Origin of the sequence: Lactobacillus sp. B4005 (genome assembly GCF_026536045.1) — a bacterium.
Lineage (GTDB): Bacteria > Bacillota > Bacilli > Lactobacillales > Lactobacillaceae > Lactobacillus > Lactobacillus panisapium.
Genome location: NZ_JAFNOZ010000005.1, coordinates 1 through 18,434, shown reverse-complemented (window position 1 = coordinate 18,434; position 18,434 = coordinate 1). Strand labels below are relative to the sequence as shown.

Sequence of the window (18,434 nt, the reverse complement as noted above, 5' to 3'; positions counted from 1 at the left end):
GTTTTAGTCTCCTTAATTACTCTAAATTAGAGTGTGTATCCCGTAATTGCCTAGTTGTAATCAAATTAGCATGCAATGCCTTTAAAATTAAGCTATCAAAAAGCAGTAATGAGGCTTGTTCATATAAACTTCCCATTGGCTGGACAGAATTCTGGTTAGTGTCCTTTGTTTGCGCCTCAATGACAATAACTTCATCACTTGTTTGACTTAAAGGAGCAGTCCTTTTAGCTGTAAAAGTCAAAATCGTCGCTCCCACATGCTTAGCGCTTTTAGCCTGTCCGAGTAAAAAGGTGGACGTGCCACTAGCAGAATTCAATATTAGCAAATCTTCAGCATTAATTGCCGGACAGGTAATCTCACTAACAACGTGAACTTGTAACCCCGCTTGCGTCAAGCGGTTAGCGAGTGCGCGAATCATCAGACCGCTTCGACCCTCTCCTGACAGGAAAACTCTCTTTGCAGAAAAGATCAGTTGTAGAATTTTTTGTGCTTTCTGCTCTGATAAATCATAATTAATAGTAGTTAATTCTGTACAAATTTGAGCAAACTCTTTAATCATTTTTAACCTCTTTTGCTAGCTGCTTACCGACTTTGCCAGCAGGATGATTTAATAAAAAGTCATTTTTAGAAAAATGTTGTTCTTGCATCAACAAAACAGCAATTACATCAAACAAAGAGATAACAGCTAAAGTACTGGTAGTAGCTAACAAATTAAATTTATCTAGTTCGCGTTTAACCTTAATTTGGACAGCCAAGTCCGCTTTTTGAGCTAAAACTGAATCAAGATTTTCCGTAATAGTAATAATTTTGGCCTTTTTAAATTCAATATTAGCAACAAAGCTGGTCAGTTCTTTAGTTGAACCACCCTTTGAGATAAAAATAACCACATCATTTTGCTTAACTTGTCCTAAGCCGCCATGAACCGCATCCGAAGGATTTAAATAAAAAGCAGCTAGACCAACTACATTCAGTGTATGAGTAATTTTTCTGGCTGCCATTGCCGAGGTGCCACAACCGGTGAGAAAAACATTATGAGTATTCTTTTTTAAAATCGTTACCAGATGAGTAATCTCATCTGGGGCAATACTTTGCCCTAGGGCACTTATTTCTTCACCTTCAATTTGGAACAATTCCGAATAACTATTCATTTTGTTCTCCTAAAACAATAACTTCAATCTTTCGTTGACGTTCTCTTGTCTGATCAAAATCAACGAAGAAAATTTGACCGACTGCTCCCAGCAATAGCTCATTTTGCCGAACCCCTAAACAAATGCTTGAGCCCAACAAATCTGCTCTTAAGTGCCCATCAGTATTTAACATTGTCCACTTAACTGCTGGATAATTTGGGTCCGTCTTTTTCATACCATAAGCGATGTGCTTGGGACCAGGACTCAAATAAGGATAATTTTCCGTGGTTTGGCGGGGAACAATTTTTTCTAAAACATGATTAAGATCCACTTGAAGAAAATCATCATCATAATAGTTGCGGTCATGCATGTACTCATCAAAATAAATTGAACAAGTAGTATGTACAGTCTGAACCAAGCAAAGACCATTTTGAACTTGGCTATCAGCCACAATTTGTTTAACCTGATCCGTAATCATGTGATAAGATGGCCTACCCGAGACGGTTTCCAATTGAATTTCTTGATAGTAAAATGTCATGATTCAAGCGCTGCCTTTACTTGATCCCAAACCTGCTCTGTTCCAATTCCTGTTAACAGAGCTACCCCGTTGATTACTCGGTCTTTAATAGCATCCGGAACAATCGTCGTCGATATAACAATGTCATAAAGACCATTTTGAATATTATCGACTTCTTGACTAACTGCAGACTGCTTGATTTCAACATCATTGGCAAAATTATTTTCCTTTAGCCAATCATTTACCTTTGCATGAACGATTGTTGATGTAGCATGGCCTGCGCCACACATAATTAGCATTTTTTTCATTATTATTCACCTTTCTTATTATTCATTAACATTAAATTTCTTTACTACATTTAAGTAAAAAAGCAATCCTAATAAAACAACGATTAAAATAACTAGTCCGATTAAGCCCATATTCTGAGCCATCCATACAAACGCTGCATTGGTCCACAAACCAGAAAGCTCAAATGAAAATGCTCCTTTAGTATTAATGCTGTAGTTAGCTAACTTAAAGCTCTTCATAACAAGCGGCGAAAGCCAAGTTGACAAATAGAGCATTGGAATTGAGTAAATTGTGGCACCAATTAAACTTCTAATAATATTGCCTTTAAATGCACCAACTAATAGTGTGAAAACATAAACATAAAGCGTTAAATCCCCTAAGGGCAAAACTTTATTACCTGGTAAAATGCTTGCTAAAAATAACGAGATAGGAATCATTAAAACACTAGTTGCTATGACAGCTGGATGTCCGACAGTCAAAGCTGCATCCATTCCGATATTGACTTTCTTGCTCCGCAAGTGCTTTTTAGTAAATTCTTGTGTAGCTGAAGAAATCGGGGTCAGACTTTCCATAAACATGGAAATCATTTTTGGCATAATCTTAAGAGTTGCACCCATTTCAACTCCCAGTTGTAAAATACCGGCAAAATCGAATCCTGCTAATAGGCCAATACCTACACCTACGATAAAGCCAATAACAAGGGGATCGCCCAAAACGCCAAAACGCTTTTGAATTTTTTCAGGACTAGCATCGAGCTTATTGAAACCTGGAATTTTATCAAATAGCCAATTTAAAGGGACTGCTAGAATAGTAGCTGAAAGTGCCATCGTGTGAGTTACTGCAATACCCGGCAAGTTGAAAAACTTTTCCGTGATTGGCTGCATCAAATCTGCTAAAAGCAATTCAAGTAAGAAGCCACCGCCTAAAGCAATAATGCCATATACATAATTCCCGGTTACCGCCCAAACGAGCAAACCAATAAATGTTGGTTGCCATAAATTCCAGATATCAACGTTTAAGGTTCTAGTTAAACCAACCCAAACTAGGATCAAGTTAATTAAGATGGTTAACGGAATTGCTAAAACCCCAAGTGAACTTGAAAAAGCAAGGGGACCACCAACACCACAGCCAACATCCATGATACTTAGAGATAAATGGTAACGCGTCACCATCAACTTGATTGCTGGTTGTAAATCGGTGGCCATCATATTAACCACCATATTCATCCCAATAAAGCCGGCACTCAATGTTAATCCCGAAATTAACGCCTTGGCTGGCTTTAGGCCTACAATTAGGCCCAAAATGATAATAATAATTGGGATACCAACTGTTGAGCCTAAATTTAGGAACCAGTGGATTGCCTGTACAAACATTTTCTTCACTCCTTCTATTTCAAATCATACTTATTTAAAATTTGCTCTACATTTTGGGGATTTCTTTCAGCCAATAACTCGGCAATTGCTTGCTTATTCTGGCAAAAAGTCATTAGATTACTTAAAAGCTGGGCTTGTTCATGCGGCTTACTCATCGCGATCATGAACACCAAACTAACCTCTACGTCAACTGCCTTGTTAACCATGCTTTTGAAGACAACCGGCTTTTTTAGAGTCGCTACCGCTATTTGAGATGTATTAACATATTCAGAATCAGTATGGGGAATAGCAACTCCAATTCCATTTTCAAGTTGTAAACCCGTTGGGAAATTCTTTTCCCTAGCCAAAACATGAGTTAAATAGTTATCCTTAACGATTGTTTTTTGCTTTAGCATCTGGGCAAGCAGTGTGATTATTTCCGTGCTGCTTTGCACATCAGCTTGCAGCTTAATAATTTTTTGATCAAAGAACATTCCTCATCCGCCTTTCTATCTCCAAATATTAAGCGCTATCACAAAAAGAATAAAAACAAGATTTGCACGTTAAGGGGAAAATACGGGTGCCACTTATTTCACCTTAACTAGGCAAATTTTATTTTGGTTTAGACATCATATTGGTTTAAAAGTTGTAGTAAAGGAGTGATGTATGATGTGTCAAATAGCTGTTTCACTACACAGCGGACCGAAATTGAATTTAGACAAAACCCTGAAGGGCCTTGCTAGTGCCCGCGCTGATTTTCTTCATATTGATGTAATGGATGGTCATTTCGTACCTGAAATTGATTTTGGTCAAAAACTTGTACAAGAAATTAGTCAAAACTGCCAAATTCCATTAGATATTCATCTGATGGTCGAAAAGCCTGAAACTTTAATTGAGCAATATATTTTCCCAACAACGGAAGTAATTGGTATTCATGTTGAATCAACACCGCACATTCACCGCATTTTAACTTTAATTAAAAAATTGGGTCGAAAATGCGAGGTGATTATCAATCCCGGGACACCTGTTTCAACAATCATCCCTGTCCTTAGATTGGTAGACCAAGTAATGGTTATGTCGGTTGATCCGGGAACAAGCGGTGCAAACTTTATTGACTCAACAATCGAAAAAGTAAAGTTGTTAGACGAATTAAGACAGCAAAATAATTATCATTACCAAATCAAAGCAGATGGCAGTATTGATGATCACAATATTGTCAAACTGACAAAAGCTGGCTTAGATATTGCAGTTGTCGGATCTTTTATTTTTAAAGATAATTTGGCTGGACAGATTGCCAAATTAAAAAATAAATAAGACCATTTCTCTAAATTTAGAAATGGTCTTATTTATCTGTACCCTCGGCTCTTAAAGTAAGATTAGTTTATTGATCCTCCTTTAGCCTTTTACCTACTGCTCCTGAGGGATGATTATTTAAAAATTCTTTTTTATTAAAATTTTCTTGTGTAATTAAAGCTACTGCAATACCATCGAATAAAGAAATAACAGCTAAAGTACTACAAGTTGCCAACATATTAAATTGGTCAGCTTCAGATGCAACCTTTACCTTTATTATTAAATTAGAATTTTTAGCAATTTGTGATGTTTCGTTCTCAGTTACTGCAACTATTTGAGCATTTTTTTCTTTAATATTCTGCAAAAAAGAGGTTAACTCTTTGGTATTACCACCTTTGGAAATAAAAATAACTAAATCTTTTTCTTTAACGGCACCAAGTTCACCATGAACAGCATCGGATGGATTAAGATAAAATGCTTTTTGATCAACTACATTTAAAGTATGTACAACTTTTTTGGCTGCCATTGCTGAAGTACCACATCCGGTAATAAAAATGTTACCTTTATTTTTAATAATCAGCCTACATAGCTCAGTTATTTTCTGATAATCAAGCATACTACTTATATGCTTTAATTCTAAACTTTCTTTATTAATAACATCTTCAACATTTTTGCGAATGGTTTCTCTTATCAAAATTATTTTTCTCCTAAAATTTAATTAAAAGCCAATTCCTGCGATAAACTGGTTTTAATATCATCTAACTTATCCACAGCTATACTCGTAAGGAAATCGTCACTACGAAAAAGGTGCATCAACTTCCTAAGCATTTTTAATTGTTGTTTACCTTGAAACAAGGCTAAGTTAAAGATAAATTGACAAGATACATTCTTAGATGCATCCTCCATTAGTCCAAAATTTACAGGTTTCACTAGTCTTAAAAAACTAACTCCACTAGTTTTGACAAATTTCTCATTACCATGTGGGATAGCAATACCAATATTATTTTTTACAGCTAACCCTGTAGGAAAATCTTTCTCTCTATTAACACATGCATTTATGTACTCAGGTACTACCATTTTTTGTTTTACAAATTGTTTCCCTGCTAATTTGATGGCATCTTGATATGAGTTTACCTGACCAGTACAATCCTCATAAACTAAAATTTTGTTTATCATAAATTCTCCAGTCTTAGTTTAGTATTGCATCTTTAATCTGATTTAATACCTTTTCTTCACCAATTCCAGTTAACAAGGCAGACCCAACAATTACAGGTGTTTTTACTCCAGGGCGGTCCAACTTAGTAGAAGAAACAATCAAATCCTTATCATTAAAAAATTCATCTGAGCATGTCATAAGTGAAGCTTTGTCAAGATCAACAGAAATATTTTTTTCATCTAGAAAGTCTTTTAAGCTAGCTAACATAATGGAAGACGAAGCAATACCATTACCACAAACTACTAAAACTTTTTTCATTTTAAATCTCCTTTAATTATTTTAAATTGTTTTTACACGTTCCACTTTTTTTAACCAATAGCCAACTAATACAACAAGTATGGCTACAAGAATAAAACCAATTATGCCAATATGCGAAACTGCAGCAAACAATGCTGTAAATGGATTAGCAGAAGGATCAATTGAAGAGTACATTACCCCACTTTTTGCACCAGCACCAAACTTTTGAAAAACAGCATTTGTTGCTGGAGTCATCCAAGAAGCAATATACAGTCCTCCGCCAAATAAAAAGATTGATGAAAGCCATGTACGAATAATATTACCTTTGAAAATTGGAACCATAGCTGCTACATAGAATACTAGTGAAGATAAATCACCCATAGGCAAAACTTTATTACCTGGTAAAATAACTGCCAATATTACCAAAGCTGGAATTAGTAGTAACGCAGGAGCAATTACAGCAGGATCTCCAACTATTAGAGCTGTATCCATACCAACAGTAATTTGTCTGTTTGGAAATTTCTTGACCATCTTTTTACGAACAGCATTTGACATCGGAACCAGTCCTTCCATCATGATGGAAGTCATTTTTGGCAACAGTAACATAATAGCAGCCAAATACATTCCTAATTGAATACTATTAATAATTGCATGGTAAGGATCATTCCAGTTATAACCAGCAAAGCCCAATAATATACCGATTATAAAGCCAACCATTGTTGGGTCGCCGAAAATACCAAATCTTTTCTGAATACTTTTTGCTGTTACATTCCAATTTTTAACCCCAGGTATATGATCAAAAAGCCAATTGAATGGATAAGCAAAAAATAAATATGTATTGGCTACAGGATGGGATATTGAAACACCTTCAGGTAAATCATAAAAATTATGATTATTTTTTGCTCCAAGATCAGCACCAATTAAAGCAATCATGTGAAAAATTGCTGCAGTTAATATCCCGTCTATAAAACTACCTGTATAAGCATATATAATGGCACCCATTGAAGCGTTCTGATGTAAATTAAAAACATCTACATTAACACAATCAGTCAATTTTAAAATTAGCATTAGTATATTTACTGCTACACAAAGAGGAATTACCACAGCACCAACAGGAGAGCCAAAACCCATTACGGCAGTCGCTGCACCACCAACATCAACAGCAGATAATGATGATCCAGTTTTTTGTGACAAACCGGTAATAGCAGGTTGCATTTTATCGAGCATAAAAGAAACTACCATACTCAATGCAATAAAACCAATTCCTACTTTCATCGCAGATTGAATCGATTCTGACCACTTTCTACCCAATGCTTTCATTAAGAACAGAAAAATTACAGGAATAAATATAAAATTACCTATATCATTAATGAATTGAGTTATCATCGCCATTATAGCTACCTCTACTTTTCCCTTTCAAAACCCATATTCCAAGCTACAAAATCTGGCTTTTTTAAGTAACGATCATCATCTGCTTTAGCTTCCAAAAGATTTACCTTAGAGTTTTCTCGCGCTTTATTAAAATCAAACGCCTCGTCTAGCCAAGCATCAAGTATCATTTCCATATAGTGAAGACCGTTAACCCTCATACCTAAGCCAATTATCTGTGCATTTTGACTTAATCTTGCTCTTCTAGCAGAATATGGATTAGTCACTGCCGTAGCCCGAATTCCCCAATGTTTATTTGCTTGCATTGTGAAACCAATACCTGTTCCACAAATATAAATACCTAAACGACATTTATCTTTTTGAATAGTTTCAGCCATATCATCTGCTAATCTAGCAAAAGTATGTTGACCATCCTCTGGTGTTTTAACAGGATCAAAAACAATGTCATAACCCTTTTCTTTTATAAGATATTTCTTTATTTCTTCTTTTCTTTTAAAACCAACGTTATCACAAGCAATCGCAATCTTTTTATTCATACATATCTCTCCTTTTAATAATAAAATTAATTATATTCCAACCAAAGCCAATTATATAATTGTTTTTGATTGGTGTAAACAGTATTTTTGCTATTAATGCCAACAAAAGCCAAGTCTAATTTATTTTAAACTTCACATTAATAAAACTTGGTGTAAAATAAATGAAGAAACTTTTAATGATGAGTGGTGAACAGTGTCATGACAATAATGGAAGAAAGAAGAAAAAATATTCTAGAAGAAGTTCTAAAAAATGGAACTGTAACTGTCCATGATTTGTCTCAGAAGTTTAATGTATCTTATGAAACCATTAGAAAAGATCTAAATTATCTTTCTGAGAAAGAGCAACTTGTTAAAAGTCATGGTGGTGCCATAGCTAATCAAAATTCGATTGAAAACCCGTTTACATTAAAAAAAGAGGAAAATATTGATCGAAAGCAAAGCATAGCAAAAAAAGCTCTAAATCTTATTCCAAATGGTGCGAGTATAATTTTAGGCACAGGAAGCACTGTGTTTGAATTGGCAAAACTTCTAGTATTACGAAGTAATCTTAAAATAATAACCGATCTTATTCCCGCAGCCAGCTATTTACAAACCTCAAATAATGAAGTATATTTCTTGGGTGGTAAGCTAAGACAAAAGAGCTCTTCTGTATATGGGAATTGGACTGAACAAGCATTGGATCAAATTAATGTTGACATTTCTTTTTTAGGGACTGATGGTTTTCAGGGGTTCAGAGGTCCTACCACTCCATCATATTCGGATTCATCGATTGAAAGGAAAATGATTAAACATAGCAATAAAAGCTATATACTTGCCGATACCACCAAATTTGAAAGAAAAAGTTTGTATGAAATTACTAGTTGGGAAAACATCACTGGTATCATTACTAATTATGATATCTCTAAAAGTTTAATTCAAAGTATTGGTGATAGCACACAAATAATCTTAGATAGCTTTAATTCAAACAACTAAATTAGTTCTTTAACTGGTATAAAATAGGCCATTTCTCTTGAACGAGAAATGGCCTATTTTAATGGCGCAAATTAAGTAGTAATGTATTTTGGTTAAATCTGGTTAATCTGTTCTTCTAAGTTTAGTACTTCTAAAATATCAGTTGCACATTCCGCCCCCTTATTGCCGGCTTTTCCACCAGCACGATCGGTGGCTTGTTCAACCGTATCAGTCATCAAAACACCAAACATGACAGGAACTTTACCATTAGCAGTGGCTGCGGCAAGCTGCGCAGTTGTTCCCTCACAAACATAGGTAAAGTGAGCGGTTGCTCCACGAATAACTGCACCTAAAGCAATGATGCCGTCAACTTTGCCACTTTTTGCTAAACAGTTAACTGTCCGGGCAATTTCAAAGGCACCTGGAACATGAACAACTACGATATTATCGTCCTTAACACCTGACTTATGTAATTGACCGATAGCCCCTTCAAGTAAGCGATCAGTCACAACGCCATTAAATTGCGCAACAACAATACCAATTTTTTTATTTTGACCAGCCGCAATATTTCCCGTAATTTCCTTCATTTTAATCAACCTCACTTAATAAATGGTTCATCGCATGTTTCTTAGTTTTCAAGTAATCCCTGTTTTCTGCGGTCATTCCAACTTCTACGGGAATACGCTTAGTAACTTTTATCCCATAATTTTCCAATTGCTCGACCTTATCAGGATTATTTGTCATTAATTCAACTTCATTTACTCCTTTTTGGCGCAAAATTTCGGCAGCAATGTCGTATCGGCGAGCATCTACGGGCAAGCCCAAATGCTGATTAGCCTGGACCGTATCCATTCCTTGGTCCTGCAATTGATAAGCTCGCAATTTGTTCGTAAGCCCAATCCCCCGGCCTTCTTGCCGTAAGTACAATACCGCACCTGAACCATTTTGCTCTATTTTAGTTAAGGCCTCAGCTAATTGAGCGCCACAATCACACCTTTTTGAGCCAAATACGTCACCAGTCAAGCATTCACTGTGAAGCCGCAACAGCAGCGGGCTCCCTTGCTTAATTTCACCCTTGCTAATAAGTAAAGTTGGCTCCTTGTCTGGATGTTCATTATCTTTAAAACCCTCAAGCTGAAATTGACCATATTTCGTCGGGAAGTCAACTTTAGTAAAAGATTCGATATCCAAATCTTTTGCTTCATGGTGTTTACGGTACTCAATCAATTCTTCAATGGTTAAATATGGTATTCCCAAGCCTTCGGCTAAGGCCTTTAAATCCTTTCGCCGCGCCATATGACCATCTTTTTTAATGCATTCACAGATAAAACCAACTGGGGCCACACCAGCTAAGCGAGCTAAATCTAAAGCAGCCTCTGTATGACCAGTTCGTTCTAGAACTCCACCTTCTTTAGCTACAAGCGGAAATACATGACCAGGATGGTAGAAATCATCCCATTGACTATCAGGATTAGCCAACTTCTTGATTGTTTTTGCCCGGTCAAAAGCAGAAATTCCAGTAGTAGTTTCTGTCGAGTCAACGCTTAAGGTAAATGCCGTGCCAAAAGTATCATTTGACCCCGTTTCAATCGGTTCAAGTTGAAGTCTATCCGCAAATGCTTTGCTCATCGGTACGCATAAAAGTCCCCGAGCTTTGCTAATCATCATATTGACTGCTTCGGGAGTTACTTTTTCGGCTAAGCCAATCATATCGCCCTCCGATTCACGCTGAGGGGAATCGGCAACGATTACTAATCCACCATTTAGCATGTGCCGTAAAATTTTCTTCATTTTTTGTTCTAATTGTTCGTCCATTTTTTGCTCCATTAAAATTCTTTTTTCCATGCCTGAATTTGCTTTACCGCATAACGTCCAATCATATCCATTTCAAGATTAACCTGATCATGAACGTGATAATGCGTCAAGGTGGTATTAGCAATGGTATAAGGAATCAGACTTACGCCAAATTCGTCATTTTGTGCCATCGTCAACGTTAAGCTGATACCATCAATTGCCACTGAGCCTTTTTCAACTAAATAAGGATCATATTTATGCGGTACCTTAAAACGTAATTCAATTGCATTTTCATTTTCACTTCTACTAATAATTTCTGCCGTAGTATCAACATGACCGGCCACAAGGTGACCATCAAGCTTGCCGTTCAAGGAAAGCGATGGTTCCAAGTTAACTAAGCTGCCGGTAGTCAGCTTACCTAAGTTAGTCCGCTTCATCGTTTCCGGCATTACATCAACCGTAAACTCATTATTTTGCCAAGAAGTCACGGTCAAACAAATTCCATTAACCGCAACACTAGCGCCAAGTGGTAGGTTTTGTTTCGCAATTTCAGCGGCCGAAATGCCTAACTTAGCGTGCTTTTCGGTAATTTCTAACCGAGTGATTTTACCAGTTGCCTGAATTATTCCTGTAAACATTTATTTCCTCCTTGCCGTAATCCGAATATCTTGTCCTAGCTCTTGGACAGCTATTAATTGGTACTCCAATTTTTGAGCTAGTGCTGCACCTACGGCTACAGGCAGAGCGATTCCACCCAATACTATTGGAGAAATATAAGCAACTATTTGATCGGCTAATCCGGCTGCTAAAAACTCAGCTAACAGATTGCTGCCACCCTCAACTAATAGCGATTGAATCTCACGTTCAGCTAAAAGTTCACCAATTTTTTGGGGTGTCCACTTGTGAGAGACAAAGCAATGCACATTGGCCTGGGCCTTGCCCTTTAACTCGGTCTGACTAAGTAGCCAAATTGGGCCAGGTAATTTAAACAGATTCTGCGTTAAATCAAGTTGATTTGCATCATGCGTTAAAATGATTCGAATGGGCGGCTGTGGTAAAGCCTTTATTCGTACCGTTAATTGCGGATTATCAATTCGCAATGTGTTCGCTCCAATTAAAATCGCCTGCTGGTGCAAGCGCAGCTTTTGCACATCGTACTGGGCTTTAGGGCCAGTCAGAAGCGTGCGCGTTTTTTCTGCACCATTAAGCTTCCCGTCAAGTGACATTGCATATTTCAAGGTTACGAGTGGCCGGTGATGCTGATAAAAGAAGTTATATGCTTCGTTTAGTCTCTCTGTCCCCCCTAGCACCTTAGTTTTAACGCCGTGCTCATTTAAATACTTAATTCCTTTACCAGCCACAATTCCGTGGGGATCAATTTGCCCGATAATCACTTCTTTAATTCCGGCCTCAGCTACTTTTTGGCAGCAAGGCGGCTGCTTACCGTAATGACTGCATGGCTCCAGCGTCACGTAAAGTGTTGCACCTTGAGCCTGTTTGATATCATCTAGCTGATTAAGTGCGTTAACTTCCGCATGCTCTTGTCCAAACTGATGATGATAGCCGGAAGCTAAGACCTGGCCGTTTTTAACAATAACCGCACCAACTAAAGGATTAGTCCATGTCATTCCCAGTGCCTTAACGGCCTCTTTGCTTGCTATTTCCATATAGTCTGTATCCTGCAAAAAATTCACTTCCTAAGCACAAAAAAACCTCGTTGATTTCAGAATCAACGAGGCACTAATATTTTCTAATTAAATAAGATTTCAGCGAAGTTTAAAAACAACGCTAAGATTAAATTAGCTTAATTTGTTCTTCTCCCATCCAGACTTTAACTGTCGGTACTAGACTTGCACTAGTTCCACCGCGCGTACGCGGGTCACGGACTTCAACCTTACTGGTTGTCACCGTCGGTAGGGAATTTCGCCCTGCCCCGAAGAAACCGTATTCAATTAGTTACAGAATAATATACTAATTTGATTGCGTCAATAGACCCAGCAAAAAGAATTGAAAAGCTAGCTGCAATTATTCCCGCTTAAGTTTCCAATCTGAAGCTTTAAGAGGGAGATTATTGTTTTTACTAAAATATTTTTTAAAAGCAGTGATAAATTCTAACCTATCTTCATGACGATAACGGTAAATGTCGTTTAGTGTCATACAAGCCGTCACAAGTAAATCAGTCAAAATAATTATTAATAATCCGATTAAAACGTATAACAGGTAAAGCATGATATTCCCTCCTAAAAGTTTAGCTGTACTACCTATCTAATACAGTACTATCATAATGAATAAATGTCAACGCTTTTTTAAGGCAAAATTAAGCTTTTATGATTATTTGACACTTTGGTTTCGCTAAAAAAGACTATTAACTGTCAAGCAACAATTAATAGTCTAATTTAGTCTTTAGTTCTACCGGTTAATATTTATTGTTTTTTGAATCGACGAAGAAAATTAAGTACCGTGACAATCACTTGTCCAACCGTCAGGATCAAGCCTACGGTTTCTAATACATCAATTGTATCTTCACCATTATTCAAGTTTTTATTTTTTCTCATCTAACCACTTCCTGCAAAAACCATTTAAGTAAATACTGATTCTTCTTAAATTATACTTTTTTATTCTCAATATACATCAAGTATATACCATATTATTAAGTAAGTTTTGCTTTTAAGACTTTTAAATAAAAACTTTCGTGGTACCTTCATAGCCGCCCCGTCAGTTATCATACTTAAGTTATTATTTTCATCGCATTAAATTAGTAAGATATTAGATAAAAAGTTGGAAACCTTATTTTAGCGCCAATGATTCTTCAATTTATTACCTACATTTTAATGAAGTTTTATATTATCGGAATGATTGTTGCCCAAGTTCCTTGGACAACACCTGCTATTATCAGTGGCTTCTTGATGACTGGCAGTGATTGGAAAGTGACTTATGGCAAGCAATTGAATTAGCCTTTGCCATACTCGCTTACTACCCATTTTTCAAGTCTTTGGATAGGCAAGTAGTTAAGCAAGAACACGAAGCTAAATAATTGATGCATTCAATTGCTATCGTATAAACAAATTAAAACTCTCAAAATGATGTTCTTCTGTTCTATTTTTTTCAGAAATTCAACTTTTTTCTGAAAAGCACATAATTTTTCTGACTTCTAGATTTTTATTGTCTAAAATAGAGAATACAAACTATTTATTCTAATTTGGACAAGGAGAACTTTACGATAAATATGAAAGCTATTACTAAGATTTTATCTTGCTTAGATAATTTAGCCATAATAAAAACCTCAAAGTTGTCCTAACTTCGGGGTCCATTTCTGTACTCAACGCCTTTTATATATTTTTTCTTATTTTAATAATATATCACATGTCAAACAGCTTTAATACTCAATTTAGATTTTTTATTTCCCAAAACCACATGGTTCATGCCATCAGCCAGTTTGTCGATTATATTCCACAGCAGTGTTTGAACGCGATACACGTATCAACCGGCTCGTATGCTAAGAGTTCTGCTCTTTGCCTATGCCGCAAAATTGACCAGATGCTGTCCTAAAACCTGCCTATGATGTATCGCCTGATCAGCAGACTTTTAAGAATCACAACAGATTCTCCAAGAATGACCGTGATACACTTTCTTGCCTTATTGGTTTTAGTAGAAGAATTTGAATTCTATTTATTTATCTTAATTCAATTATTTGCTCAAATTGCTTCTCAATTTCAGGCCGTAAGTGGTGTGAAATGTAGACTAAGGTTACGCCTTCCAAGTCAAGCAGAGTTTGCTCGATCTTCTGTCCATCCTTTTCATCAATTGCCGAGGTGATTTCATCAGCTAAGATTACTTTTGGTTCAACTAGCAGTTGGCGGGCTAGCGCAATCCGCTGTTTTTGTCCTCCAGAAATATTATTGCCAGCATGCTTTAAAACAGTGTCTAAGCCAGCAGAACTGGTCGCGAGAAAGTCTTTCAAACCTGCTTGACCAATCACATGTTGCAGTTTTTCATCCGTTGTTTTTCGGCCCAAAGTGATATTATACCGCACAGTACCGTCAAAGATATAGGCAGATTGGTCAATATAAGCAATTTGTTTGTGCAGTGATTTCTTGCTCAAAGAACTGTATTCGGCATTGTCCCAGGTAAGTGAACCTTGATAATTAATCAATAACCCACCGATTAATTTGATTAAGGTCGACTTGCCGCAGCCAGACGGTCCAATGATGGCAACGCGGTCACCCCTTTTAATGACGCCAGAAACATTGCTTAAGATAGTCTGATTGCTATCAGGATAGCTGAACGAAAGACCATTGAAGGTAATTTGGTCGCATAGCGGCGCAACGCTAGTGCCCGTATCAGCATGTGCACCGGTCAACTTATTATATTTGTCAAAAATAGGCTGAACAGCACGGATTGACGTTAATTGAATGCTAACACTGGTCAAACTGCCAAAGACGTTACCAGCCATTGAGCCAACAATCAAAATGGCACCAATCGGAAGCTGTTTGTGAAAGGCAAGGTAGCCAGATTCAATAGTTAAAATAGTTTGGGCACTAACACTAATCAGGTTGACTAACGAGTTAGAAAAGGACATTTTAGTCGCGTAATTGACATGGGCCTGTCCTACTTTATCCGATGCGGCCAAAGCTATTTTATTGAGCAGTTTTTGCTGACCAAGCGTGAGCAGGTTGGTAAAGCCTTCAAGAATATCTGTCAGCCTAGCCGTTAACACCTCATTTTGCTGGCTCTGCTTTTGCGATAATTCTTTTAACTGTTTTTTAAAAATACGGGGAAATAAAATCATAATAATAGAAAAAACTAAAGTTGTTACTAACAAGATTGGGCTATAAGAAAGTAAAACAATGCTAGAAACAATGGCCAAGAGCATGTTGCTGAAAGTTTCCTGCAAACTGATAAAACCAGCTTCGTTAATCTGATTAACATCGTTAGTAAACCAGGAAACATAATCGGCTTCGGTGTGCTTGTTAAAATTTTCATACTCCTGCTGGCCAATCGTCTGAGCCAGGTCACTTCTAATAGAATTGTCGACTATTCTTATTATTACGGCAGAATACCTTGAAGTGCTAAAAAAGAAAACTAGAAAAAAAGCCCAACTGAGCAGGTTTAGTCCTGTATCAGTGATAAAGCCAGATAAATCATGCTGCGTTAGTGCGGTAAGCGCATTACCCTTAAAAAGGCTAGCAGCAGTTTGTGATAAATTCCACCCAAGATAAAGAATCGCCAAAATTACGTACTTGCTTAAATTACGTTTAACGTAGGCCCAAAGTGAAAATTTTGCTATGTTGTTTTCCATAATTTGCTTCCTAACACAGCTCAGTAAACTATCTCAGGTAATACTAAAGTAAAATGATTTAGTTATGAGTTTATAAAAACAGTCCGAAAAATTAGTAATTTAATACTAGTCAAAATAATTTAATGTTCAATAATAATAGTAATATAATGGCCGCCATAGTATTGTTTTATACCATCTTCAGGAGGAATAATACTATCTAAGGATGAAAGATCCATTGACATATCAATTACATTACTTAATAACATATTAATTATTTTATAACATTAATTTAAAAAAACAAGCATTTTTTAGAAATCTATTTTAAATAGATTACTTTTAGTTTAATATTAATTTAATTAATATTATTTTATATTATCAAGATGATATTATGGAAATAATTAATTTCAAAAGTATTAAAAAATATATACTGAAATCAGATAGTGACCGGATTTATTTGATTTCACGAAAGCATAAGCTTCCCCAACAGGATTGGAAAATACATATATCTTGTCTTCCAAAAGATTTAATTTCAAATATTTATAAAATAATAGGCTTTTTATATATAAACAACTTGAGCTTCAAAACTCAAAATAATTTGCATACAGCTCAAGGGTTAGTATACGGTGGAGTAGGATATATTAATGTTAGCAAGGTTATAACAGTATATACGCCATTAAAATCTTTAAATAAAGAATTAGAAATGGTATGTAATAAATTGTGTAGACTTGTATCTGCAAAATATTTTCCAAATGTTATTACAGATATTCAGTAGTAGCAACTTTCGTTTTAATGAATTTGGAGAAAAAATTTATCGAATAAAAAATGATAAAGATTATTGGGTAGAAGATATTAGACAAAATGCTTATTTTAAGCCTGACTGGATAAAAATACCCACTTTTTTGATAAACAAGCCCATAGACAATCTGTTAATCCGAAAAGAAAAAGTGTACGAGTATCAAATCCCGTTTTAATAAGTAAACAGGTAAAGTCAACCATATTTTTTCAAAATATAAAGGTCTAGATGCAGTAGTTAAACGTAGTATAAAAAATAATGAAGTTAGTAATTATGGAGAAGATAATATTAGGCGTGAAGGTTAGTATGCTTGAAGCAGCAAAAAGCATTAAAAATATTCCACATATTTTAAAAACTGTGGTAGACGATAAAAGTTTTACATTAATTGAAACAAAATGTTCAGGTAAATTATTATCTGACTTTTTAAAGATGACTAGTATTCAAGAAAATAAAATCGAAGAATTAAAAGTCTAAGCTTTAAATTCATTAAAATTAACTATCAAAAAATACTTAGTTTGTGAATTGTATTTCGTGATACAGCACCACAAAATATTTTATATAAAACGGTTTAACTATAAGCTTAGTAGATTTTGAGTTGTTAAGTTATATTGGTGAAAAAATTATATTTCAAGGTGCTACGCCAGGATATATAGACTTGCGCCATGGAAAAAGGCAAATTTTTTAGAAGATGAATTTGGTTTAGGCGCTGTGGAAATATTTTTAACTACAGGAATAAATCCTACTTTTATAGAAGCCGTGTTCGAAATTACTTGAGATAAATTTGTAAGTAAACTAGAAACTTTTTGCAACGAATATGTTGATTCAAGTACTTCAAAAAATATAAGTTCTGACGGAATTTTCCATATTGCTAATGCCTTAAAAAGCAATTCCTATAATAAAAACGAGAGTAACGTAAATTTTAACAAAAAAATATTGTTAGATATACATATGTGTGAAAGATATTTAGATAATAAATTGAGAAAACAAATATATGTAATTAATAAGGATTTTTCATTTAATTTAGGAATACTAGGGTATTTATTTTCTACAGAACTTTTAATGAGTAAAACAACACCGTCTAGTTATACAAAGGAAGGATTTAAGAAGGGGTTAGATTTATTAATTTCTGAAGTTAAAAAAACAAATTTAAAGATATGAGTTTTTTAATGCCAACAGGTATTACCTCAAGATTAATTTTACTAAGTAAATATGAAGACGAAGATGGACTATACAGATATATTAACTGGCTATTAAATATTCCTGTTTTAATATTTCAGTCGAATTATTTAATGGCCTAGCTGGTATAGGTTTATCTATCTGTCAAGCTATTAAATTTGTAAAGAATCAAATGTTGGCTTTGATAAATAAAATATTAATATAAATACATAGCAAACTATATAAAAATAATATAATTAATGAAGATACAGAAAAAAATTGGTTTAATTTTTGATAATCTTTATAAATATATAGATAACCTTGATTGCGGATGGGGACTAACTAATGAAATTTCAAGTGTTTGGCTGGCAATGCTATATACTCAAAAAAGTAATATTTTTAATGCAAAAATAGATTTAGATGTGAAGTGACCCCCAAATTTAGGACAAATTTGGGGGTTATTTTTATGGCTAAATTATCTAAGCAAGATAAAATTGAAATCTATCAT

General features: G+C 35.3%; 23 protein-coding genes and 1 riboswitch. Of the genes, 5 read left to right on the top strand and 18 right to left on the bottom strand.

The genetic code is table 11. From position 1 onward, the window contains the following. Positions 1 to 16 precede the first annotated feature (16 nt). Genes hxlB through J3U73_RS08775 form a run of 6 tightly spaced genes read right to left on the bottom strand, consistent with a single transcriptional unit; the run spans position 17 to position 3,778 of the window. Positions 17 to 559: a 6-phospho-3-hexuloisomerase gene (hxlB, locus tag J3U73_RS08800; protein WP_267410212.1), complete on the bottom strand. Its 543-nt coding sequence runs from the start codon at positions 557 to 559 to the stop codon at positions 17 to 19. Continuing rightward, positions 552 to 1,148 carry a KpsF/GutQ family sugar-phosphate isomerase gene (locus tag J3U73_RS08795; protein WP_220220661.1) on the bottom strand — a complete coding sequence of 199 codons (597 nt, stop codon included), beginning with the start codon at positions 1,146 to 1,148 and terminating at the stop codon, positions 552 to 554. Before J3U73_RS08795 ends, hxlB begins: the two co-directional genes overlap by 8 nt. Beyond that, on the bottom strand, positions 1,141 to 1,665 hold the full coding sequence (locus tag J3U73_RS08790; RefSeq protein ID WP_220269091.1) for a YjbQ family protein: 525 nt from the start codon (positions 1,663 to 1,665) through the stop codon (positions 1,141 to 1,143). The genes J3U73_RS08795 and J3U73_RS08790 overlap by 8 nt, the downstream gene beginning before the upstream one ends. After that, entirely contained in the window at positions 1,662 to 1,952 is a 291-nt protein-coding gene (locus tag J3U73_RS08785; RefSeq protein ID WP_220220659.1) for a PTS sugar transporter subunit IIB, read from the bottom strand. The genes J3U73_RS08790 and J3U73_RS08785 overlap by 4 nt, the downstream gene beginning before the upstream one ends. An 18-nt stretch (positions 1,953 to 1,970) precedes the next feature. Beyond that, positions 1,971 to 3,305: a PTS galactitol transporter subunit IIC gene (locus J3U73_RS08780; protein WP_267410211.1), complete on the bottom strand. Its 1,335-nt coding sequence runs from the start codon at positions 3,303 to 3,305 to the stop codon at positions 1,971 to 1,973. Between the two features lie 14 nt (positions 3,306 to 3,319). Then, entirely contained in the window at positions 3,320 to 3,778 is a 459-nt protein-coding gene (locus J3U73_RS08775) for a PTS sugar transporter subunit IIA (RefSeq protein WP_220220657.1), read from the bottom strand. 172 nt (positions 3,779 to 3,950) lie between these two features. Here J3U73_RS08775 and J3U73_RS08770 point away from each other — a divergent pair, with 172 nt between their 5' ends. Further along, positions 3,951 to 4,598 (top strand): ribulose-phosphate 3-epimerase, encoded by a 648-nt coding sequence (locus J3U73_RS08770; protein ID WP_267410210.1) that lies wholly within the window; start codon positions 3,951 to 3,953, stop codon positions 4,596 to 4,598. A gap of 67 nt (positions 4,599 to 4,665) precedes the next feature. Here the strand turns inward: J3U73_RS08770 and J3U73_RS08765 are convergent, their stop codons facing one another. Genes J3U73_RS08765 through J3U73_RS08745 form a run of 5 tightly spaced genes read right to left on the bottom strand, consistent with a single transcriptional unit; the run spans position 4,666 to position 7,955 of the window. Beyond that, positions 4,666 to 5,271, bottom strand: coding sequence for a KpsF/GutQ family sugar-phosphate isomerase (locus J3U73_RS08765; RefSeq protein WP_267410209.1), 606 nt, complete (start codon positions 5,269 to 5,271; stop codon positions 4,666 to 4,668). 20 nt (positions 5,272 to 5,291) lie between these two features. Beyond that, complete coding sequence (locus J3U73_RS08760) at positions 5,292 to 5,753, bottom strand: PTS sugar transporter subunit IIA (protein ID WP_267410208.1); 462 nt, start codon at positions 5,751 to 5,753, stop codon at positions 5,292 to 5,294. 13 nt (positions 5,754 to 5,766) lie between these two features. Next, positions 5,767 to 6,051, bottom strand: a complete 285-nt coding sequence (locus tag J3U73_RS08755) for a PTS sugar transporter subunit IIB (RefSeq protein WP_267410207.1) — start codon at positions 6,049 to 6,051, stop codon at positions 5,767 to 5,769. A 21-nt stretch (positions 6,052 to 6,072) separates the two neighbouring features. Then, positions 6,073 to 7,422, bottom strand: a complete 1,350-nt coding sequence (locus J3U73_RS08750; RefSeq protein WP_267410205.1) for a PTS galactitol transporter subunit IIC — start codon at positions 7,420 to 7,422, stop codon at positions 6,073 to 6,075. A gap of 11 nt (positions 7,423 to 7,433) precedes the next feature. Further along, on the bottom strand, positions 7,434 to 7,955 hold the full coding sequence (locus J3U73_RS08745; protein WP_267410203.1) for an RpiB/LacA/LacB family sugar-phosphate isomerase: 522 nt from the start codon (positions 7,953 to 7,955) through the stop codon (positions 7,434 to 7,436). 198 nt (positions 7,956 to 8,153) lie between these two features. Here J3U73_RS08745 and J3U73_RS08740 point away from each other — a divergent pair, with 198 nt between their 5' ends. After that, entirely contained in the window at positions 8,154 to 8,927 is a 774-nt protein-coding gene (locus J3U73_RS08740) for a DeoR/GlpR family DNA-binding transcription regulator (protein ID WP_267410202.1), read from the top strand. 92 nt (positions 8,928 to 9,019) lie between these two features. Here the strand turns inward: J3U73_RS08740 and ribH are convergent, their stop codons facing one another. The 6 genes from ribH to J3U73_RS08710 form a co-directional block, all read right to left on the bottom strand. Next, positions 9,020 to 9,493: a 6,7-dimethyl-8-ribityllumazine synthase gene (ribH, locus tag J3U73_RS08735; RefSeq protein WP_267410201.1), complete on the bottom strand. Its 474-nt coding sequence runs from the start codon at positions 9,491 to 9,493 to the stop codon at positions 9,020 to 9,022. 1 nt (position 9,494) lies between these two features. Next, positions 9,495 to 10,721: a GTP cyclohydrolase II gene (gene ribA / locus J3U73_RS08730; RefSeq protein ID WP_267392491.1), complete on the bottom strand. Its 1,227-nt coding sequence runs from the start codon at positions 10,719 to 10,721 to the stop codon at positions 9,495 to 9,497. An 11-nt stretch (positions 10,722 to 10,732) separates the two neighbouring features. Then, positions 10,733 to 11,338 carry a riboflavin synthase gene (locus tag J3U73_RS08725; protein WP_267410200.1) on the bottom strand — a complete coding sequence of 202 codons (606 nt, stop codon included), beginning with the start codon at positions 11,336 to 11,338 and terminating at the stop codon, positions 10,733 to 10,735. Then, positions 11,339 to 12,394 carry a bifunctional diaminohydroxyphosphoribosylaminopyrimidine deaminase/5-amino-6-(5-phosphoribosylamino)uracil reductase RibD gene (gene ribD / locus J3U73_RS08720; protein ID WP_267410199.1) on the bottom strand — a complete coding sequence of 352 codons (1,056 nt, stop codon included), beginning with the start codon at positions 12,392 to 12,394 and terminating at the stop codon, positions 11,339 to 11,341. It abuts the gene before it with no gap. Positions 12,395 to 12,508: 114 nt separating this feature from the next. Continuing rightward, a riboswitch (FMN riboswitch) is annotated at positions 12,509 to 12,645 on the bottom strand. Between the two features lie 80 nt (positions 12,646 to 12,725). Beyond that, positions 12,726 to 12,929 (bottom strand): hypothetical protein, encoded by a 204-nt coding sequence (locus J3U73_RS08715; protein WP_220220655.1) that lies wholly within the window; start codon positions 12,927 to 12,929, stop codon positions 12,726 to 12,728. A 194-nt stretch (positions 12,930 to 13,123) separates the two neighbouring features. Next, positions 13,124 to 13,255, bottom strand: coding sequence for a hypothetical protein (locus J3U73_RS08710; RefSeq protein WP_258562415.1), 132 nt, complete (start codon positions 13,253 to 13,255; stop codon positions 13,124 to 13,126). 246 nt (positions 13,256 to 13,501) lie between these two features. On the opposite strand from J3U73_RS08710, the gene J3U73_RS08705 reads away from it, so the two are divergent. After that, complete coding sequence (locus tag J3U73_RS08705) at positions 13,502 to 13,654, top strand: hypothetical protein (RefSeq protein WP_267410198.1); 153 nt, start codon at positions 13,502 to 13,504, stop codon at positions 13,652 to 13,654. A 719-nt stretch (positions 13,655 to 14,373) separates the two neighbouring features. Here the strand turns inward: J3U73_RS08705 and J3U73_RS08700 are convergent. Further along, positions 14,374 to 15,999: an ABC transporter ATP-binding protein gene (locus tag J3U73_RS08700; RefSeq protein WP_267410197.1), complete on the bottom strand. Its 1,626-nt coding sequence runs from the start codon at positions 15,997 to 15,999 to the stop codon at positions 14,374 to 14,376. A 367-nt stretch (positions 16,000 to 16,366) separates the two neighbouring features. Here J3U73_RS08700 and J3U73_RS08695 point away from each other — a divergent pair, with 367 nt between their 5' ends. Both J3U73_RS08695 and J3U73_RS08690 read left to right on the top strand, forming a co-directional pair. Further along, positions 16,367 to 16,750, top strand: a complete 384-nt coding sequence (locus J3U73_RS08695) for a hypothetical protein (protein WP_267410196.1) — start codon at positions 16,367 to 16,369, stop codon at positions 16,748 to 16,750. 327 nt (positions 16,751 to 17,077) lie between these two features. Beyond that, positions 17,078 to 17,245 (top strand): hypothetical protein, encoded by a 168-nt coding sequence (locus J3U73_RS08690; RefSeq protein ID WP_267410195.1) that lies wholly within the window; start codon positions 17,078 to 17,080, stop codon positions 17,243 to 17,245. The last annotated feature ends 1,189 nt before the right edge of the window (positions 17,246 to 18,434 follow it).

Bases quoted from the DNA above. Each gene is read 5' to 3' on its own strand.
- hxlB (WP_267410212.1), bottom strand. From the start codon at position 559: ATGATTAAAGAGTTTGCTCAAATTTGTACAGAATTAACTACTATTAAT.
- J3U73_RS08795 (WP_220220661.1), bottom strand. From the start codon at position 1,148: ATGAATAGTTATTCGGAATTGTTCCAAATTGAAGGTGAAGAAATAAGT.
- J3U73_RS08790 (WP_220269091.1), bottom strand. From the start codon at position 1,665: ATGACATTTTACTATCAAGAAATTCAATTGGAAACCGTCTCGGGTAGG.
- J3U73_RS08785 (WP_220220659.1), bottom strand. From the start codon at position 1,952: ATGAAAAAAATGCTAATTATGTGTGGCGCAGGCCATGCTACATCAACA.
- J3U73_RS08780 (WP_267410211.1), bottom strand. From the start codon at position 3,305: ATGTTTGTACAGGCAATCCACTGGTTCCTAAATTTAGGCTCAACAGTT.
- J3U73_RS08775 (WP_220220657.1), bottom strand. From the start codon at position 3,778: ATGTTCTTTGATCAAAAAATTATTAAGCTGCAAGCTGATGTGCAAAGC.
- J3U73_RS08770 (WP_267410210.1), top strand. From the start codon at position 3,951: ATGATGTGTCAAATAGCTGTTTCACTACACAGCGGACCGAAATTGAAT.
- J3U73_RS08760 (WP_267410208.1), bottom strand. From the start codon at position 5,753: ATGATAAACAAAATTTTAGTTTATGAGGATTGTACTGGTCAGGTAAAC.
- J3U73_RS08755 (WP_267410207.1), bottom strand. From the start codon at position 6,051: ATGAAAAAAGTTTTAGTAGTTTGTGGTAATGGTATTGCTTCGTCTTCC.
- J3U73_RS08750 (WP_267410205.1), bottom strand. From the start codon at position 7,422: ATGGCGATGATAACTCAATTCATTAATGATATAGGTAATTTTATATTT.
- J3U73_RS08745 (WP_267410203.1), bottom strand. From the start codon at position 7,955: ATGAATAAAAAGATTGCGATTGCTTGTGATAACGTTGGTTTTAAAAGA.
- J3U73_RS08740 (WP_267410202.1), top strand. From the start codon at position 8,154: ATGACAATAATGGAAGAAAGAAGAAAAAATATTCTAGAAGAAGTTCTA.
- ribH (WP_267410201.1), bottom strand. From the start codon at position 9,493: ATGAAGGAAATTACGGGAAATATTGCGGCTGGTCAAAATAAAAAAATT.
- ribA (WP_267392491.1), bottom strand. From the start codon at position 10,721: ATGGACGAACAATTAGAACAAAAAATGAAGAAAATTTTACGGCACATG.
- J3U73_RS08725 (WP_267410200.1), bottom strand. From the start codon at position 11,338: ATGTTTACAGGAATAATTCAGGCAACTGGTAAAATCACTCGGTTAGAA.
- J3U73_RS08715 (WP_220220655.1), bottom strand. From the start codon at position 12,929: ATGCTTTACCTGTTATACGTTTTAATCGGATTATTAATAATTATTTTG.
- J3U73_RS08710 (WP_258562415.1), bottom strand. From the start codon at position 13,255: ATGAGAAAAAATAAAAACTTGAATAATGGTGAAGATACAATTGATGTA.
- J3U73_RS08705 (WP_267410198.1), top strand. From the start codon at position 13,502: ATGATTCTTCAATTTATTACCTACATTTTAATGAAGTTTTATATTATC.
- J3U73_RS08700 (WP_267410197.1), bottom strand. From the start codon at position 15,999: ATGGAAAACAACATAGCAAAATTTTCACTTTGGGCCTACGTTAAACGT.
- J3U73_RS08695 (WP_267410196.1), top strand. From the start codon at position 16,367: ATGGAAATAATTAATTTCAAAAGTATTAAAAAATATATACTGAAATCA.
- J3U73_RS08690 (WP_267410195.1), top strand. From the start codon at position 17,078: ATGCTTGAAGCAGCAAAAAGCATTAAAAATATTCCACATATTTTAAAA.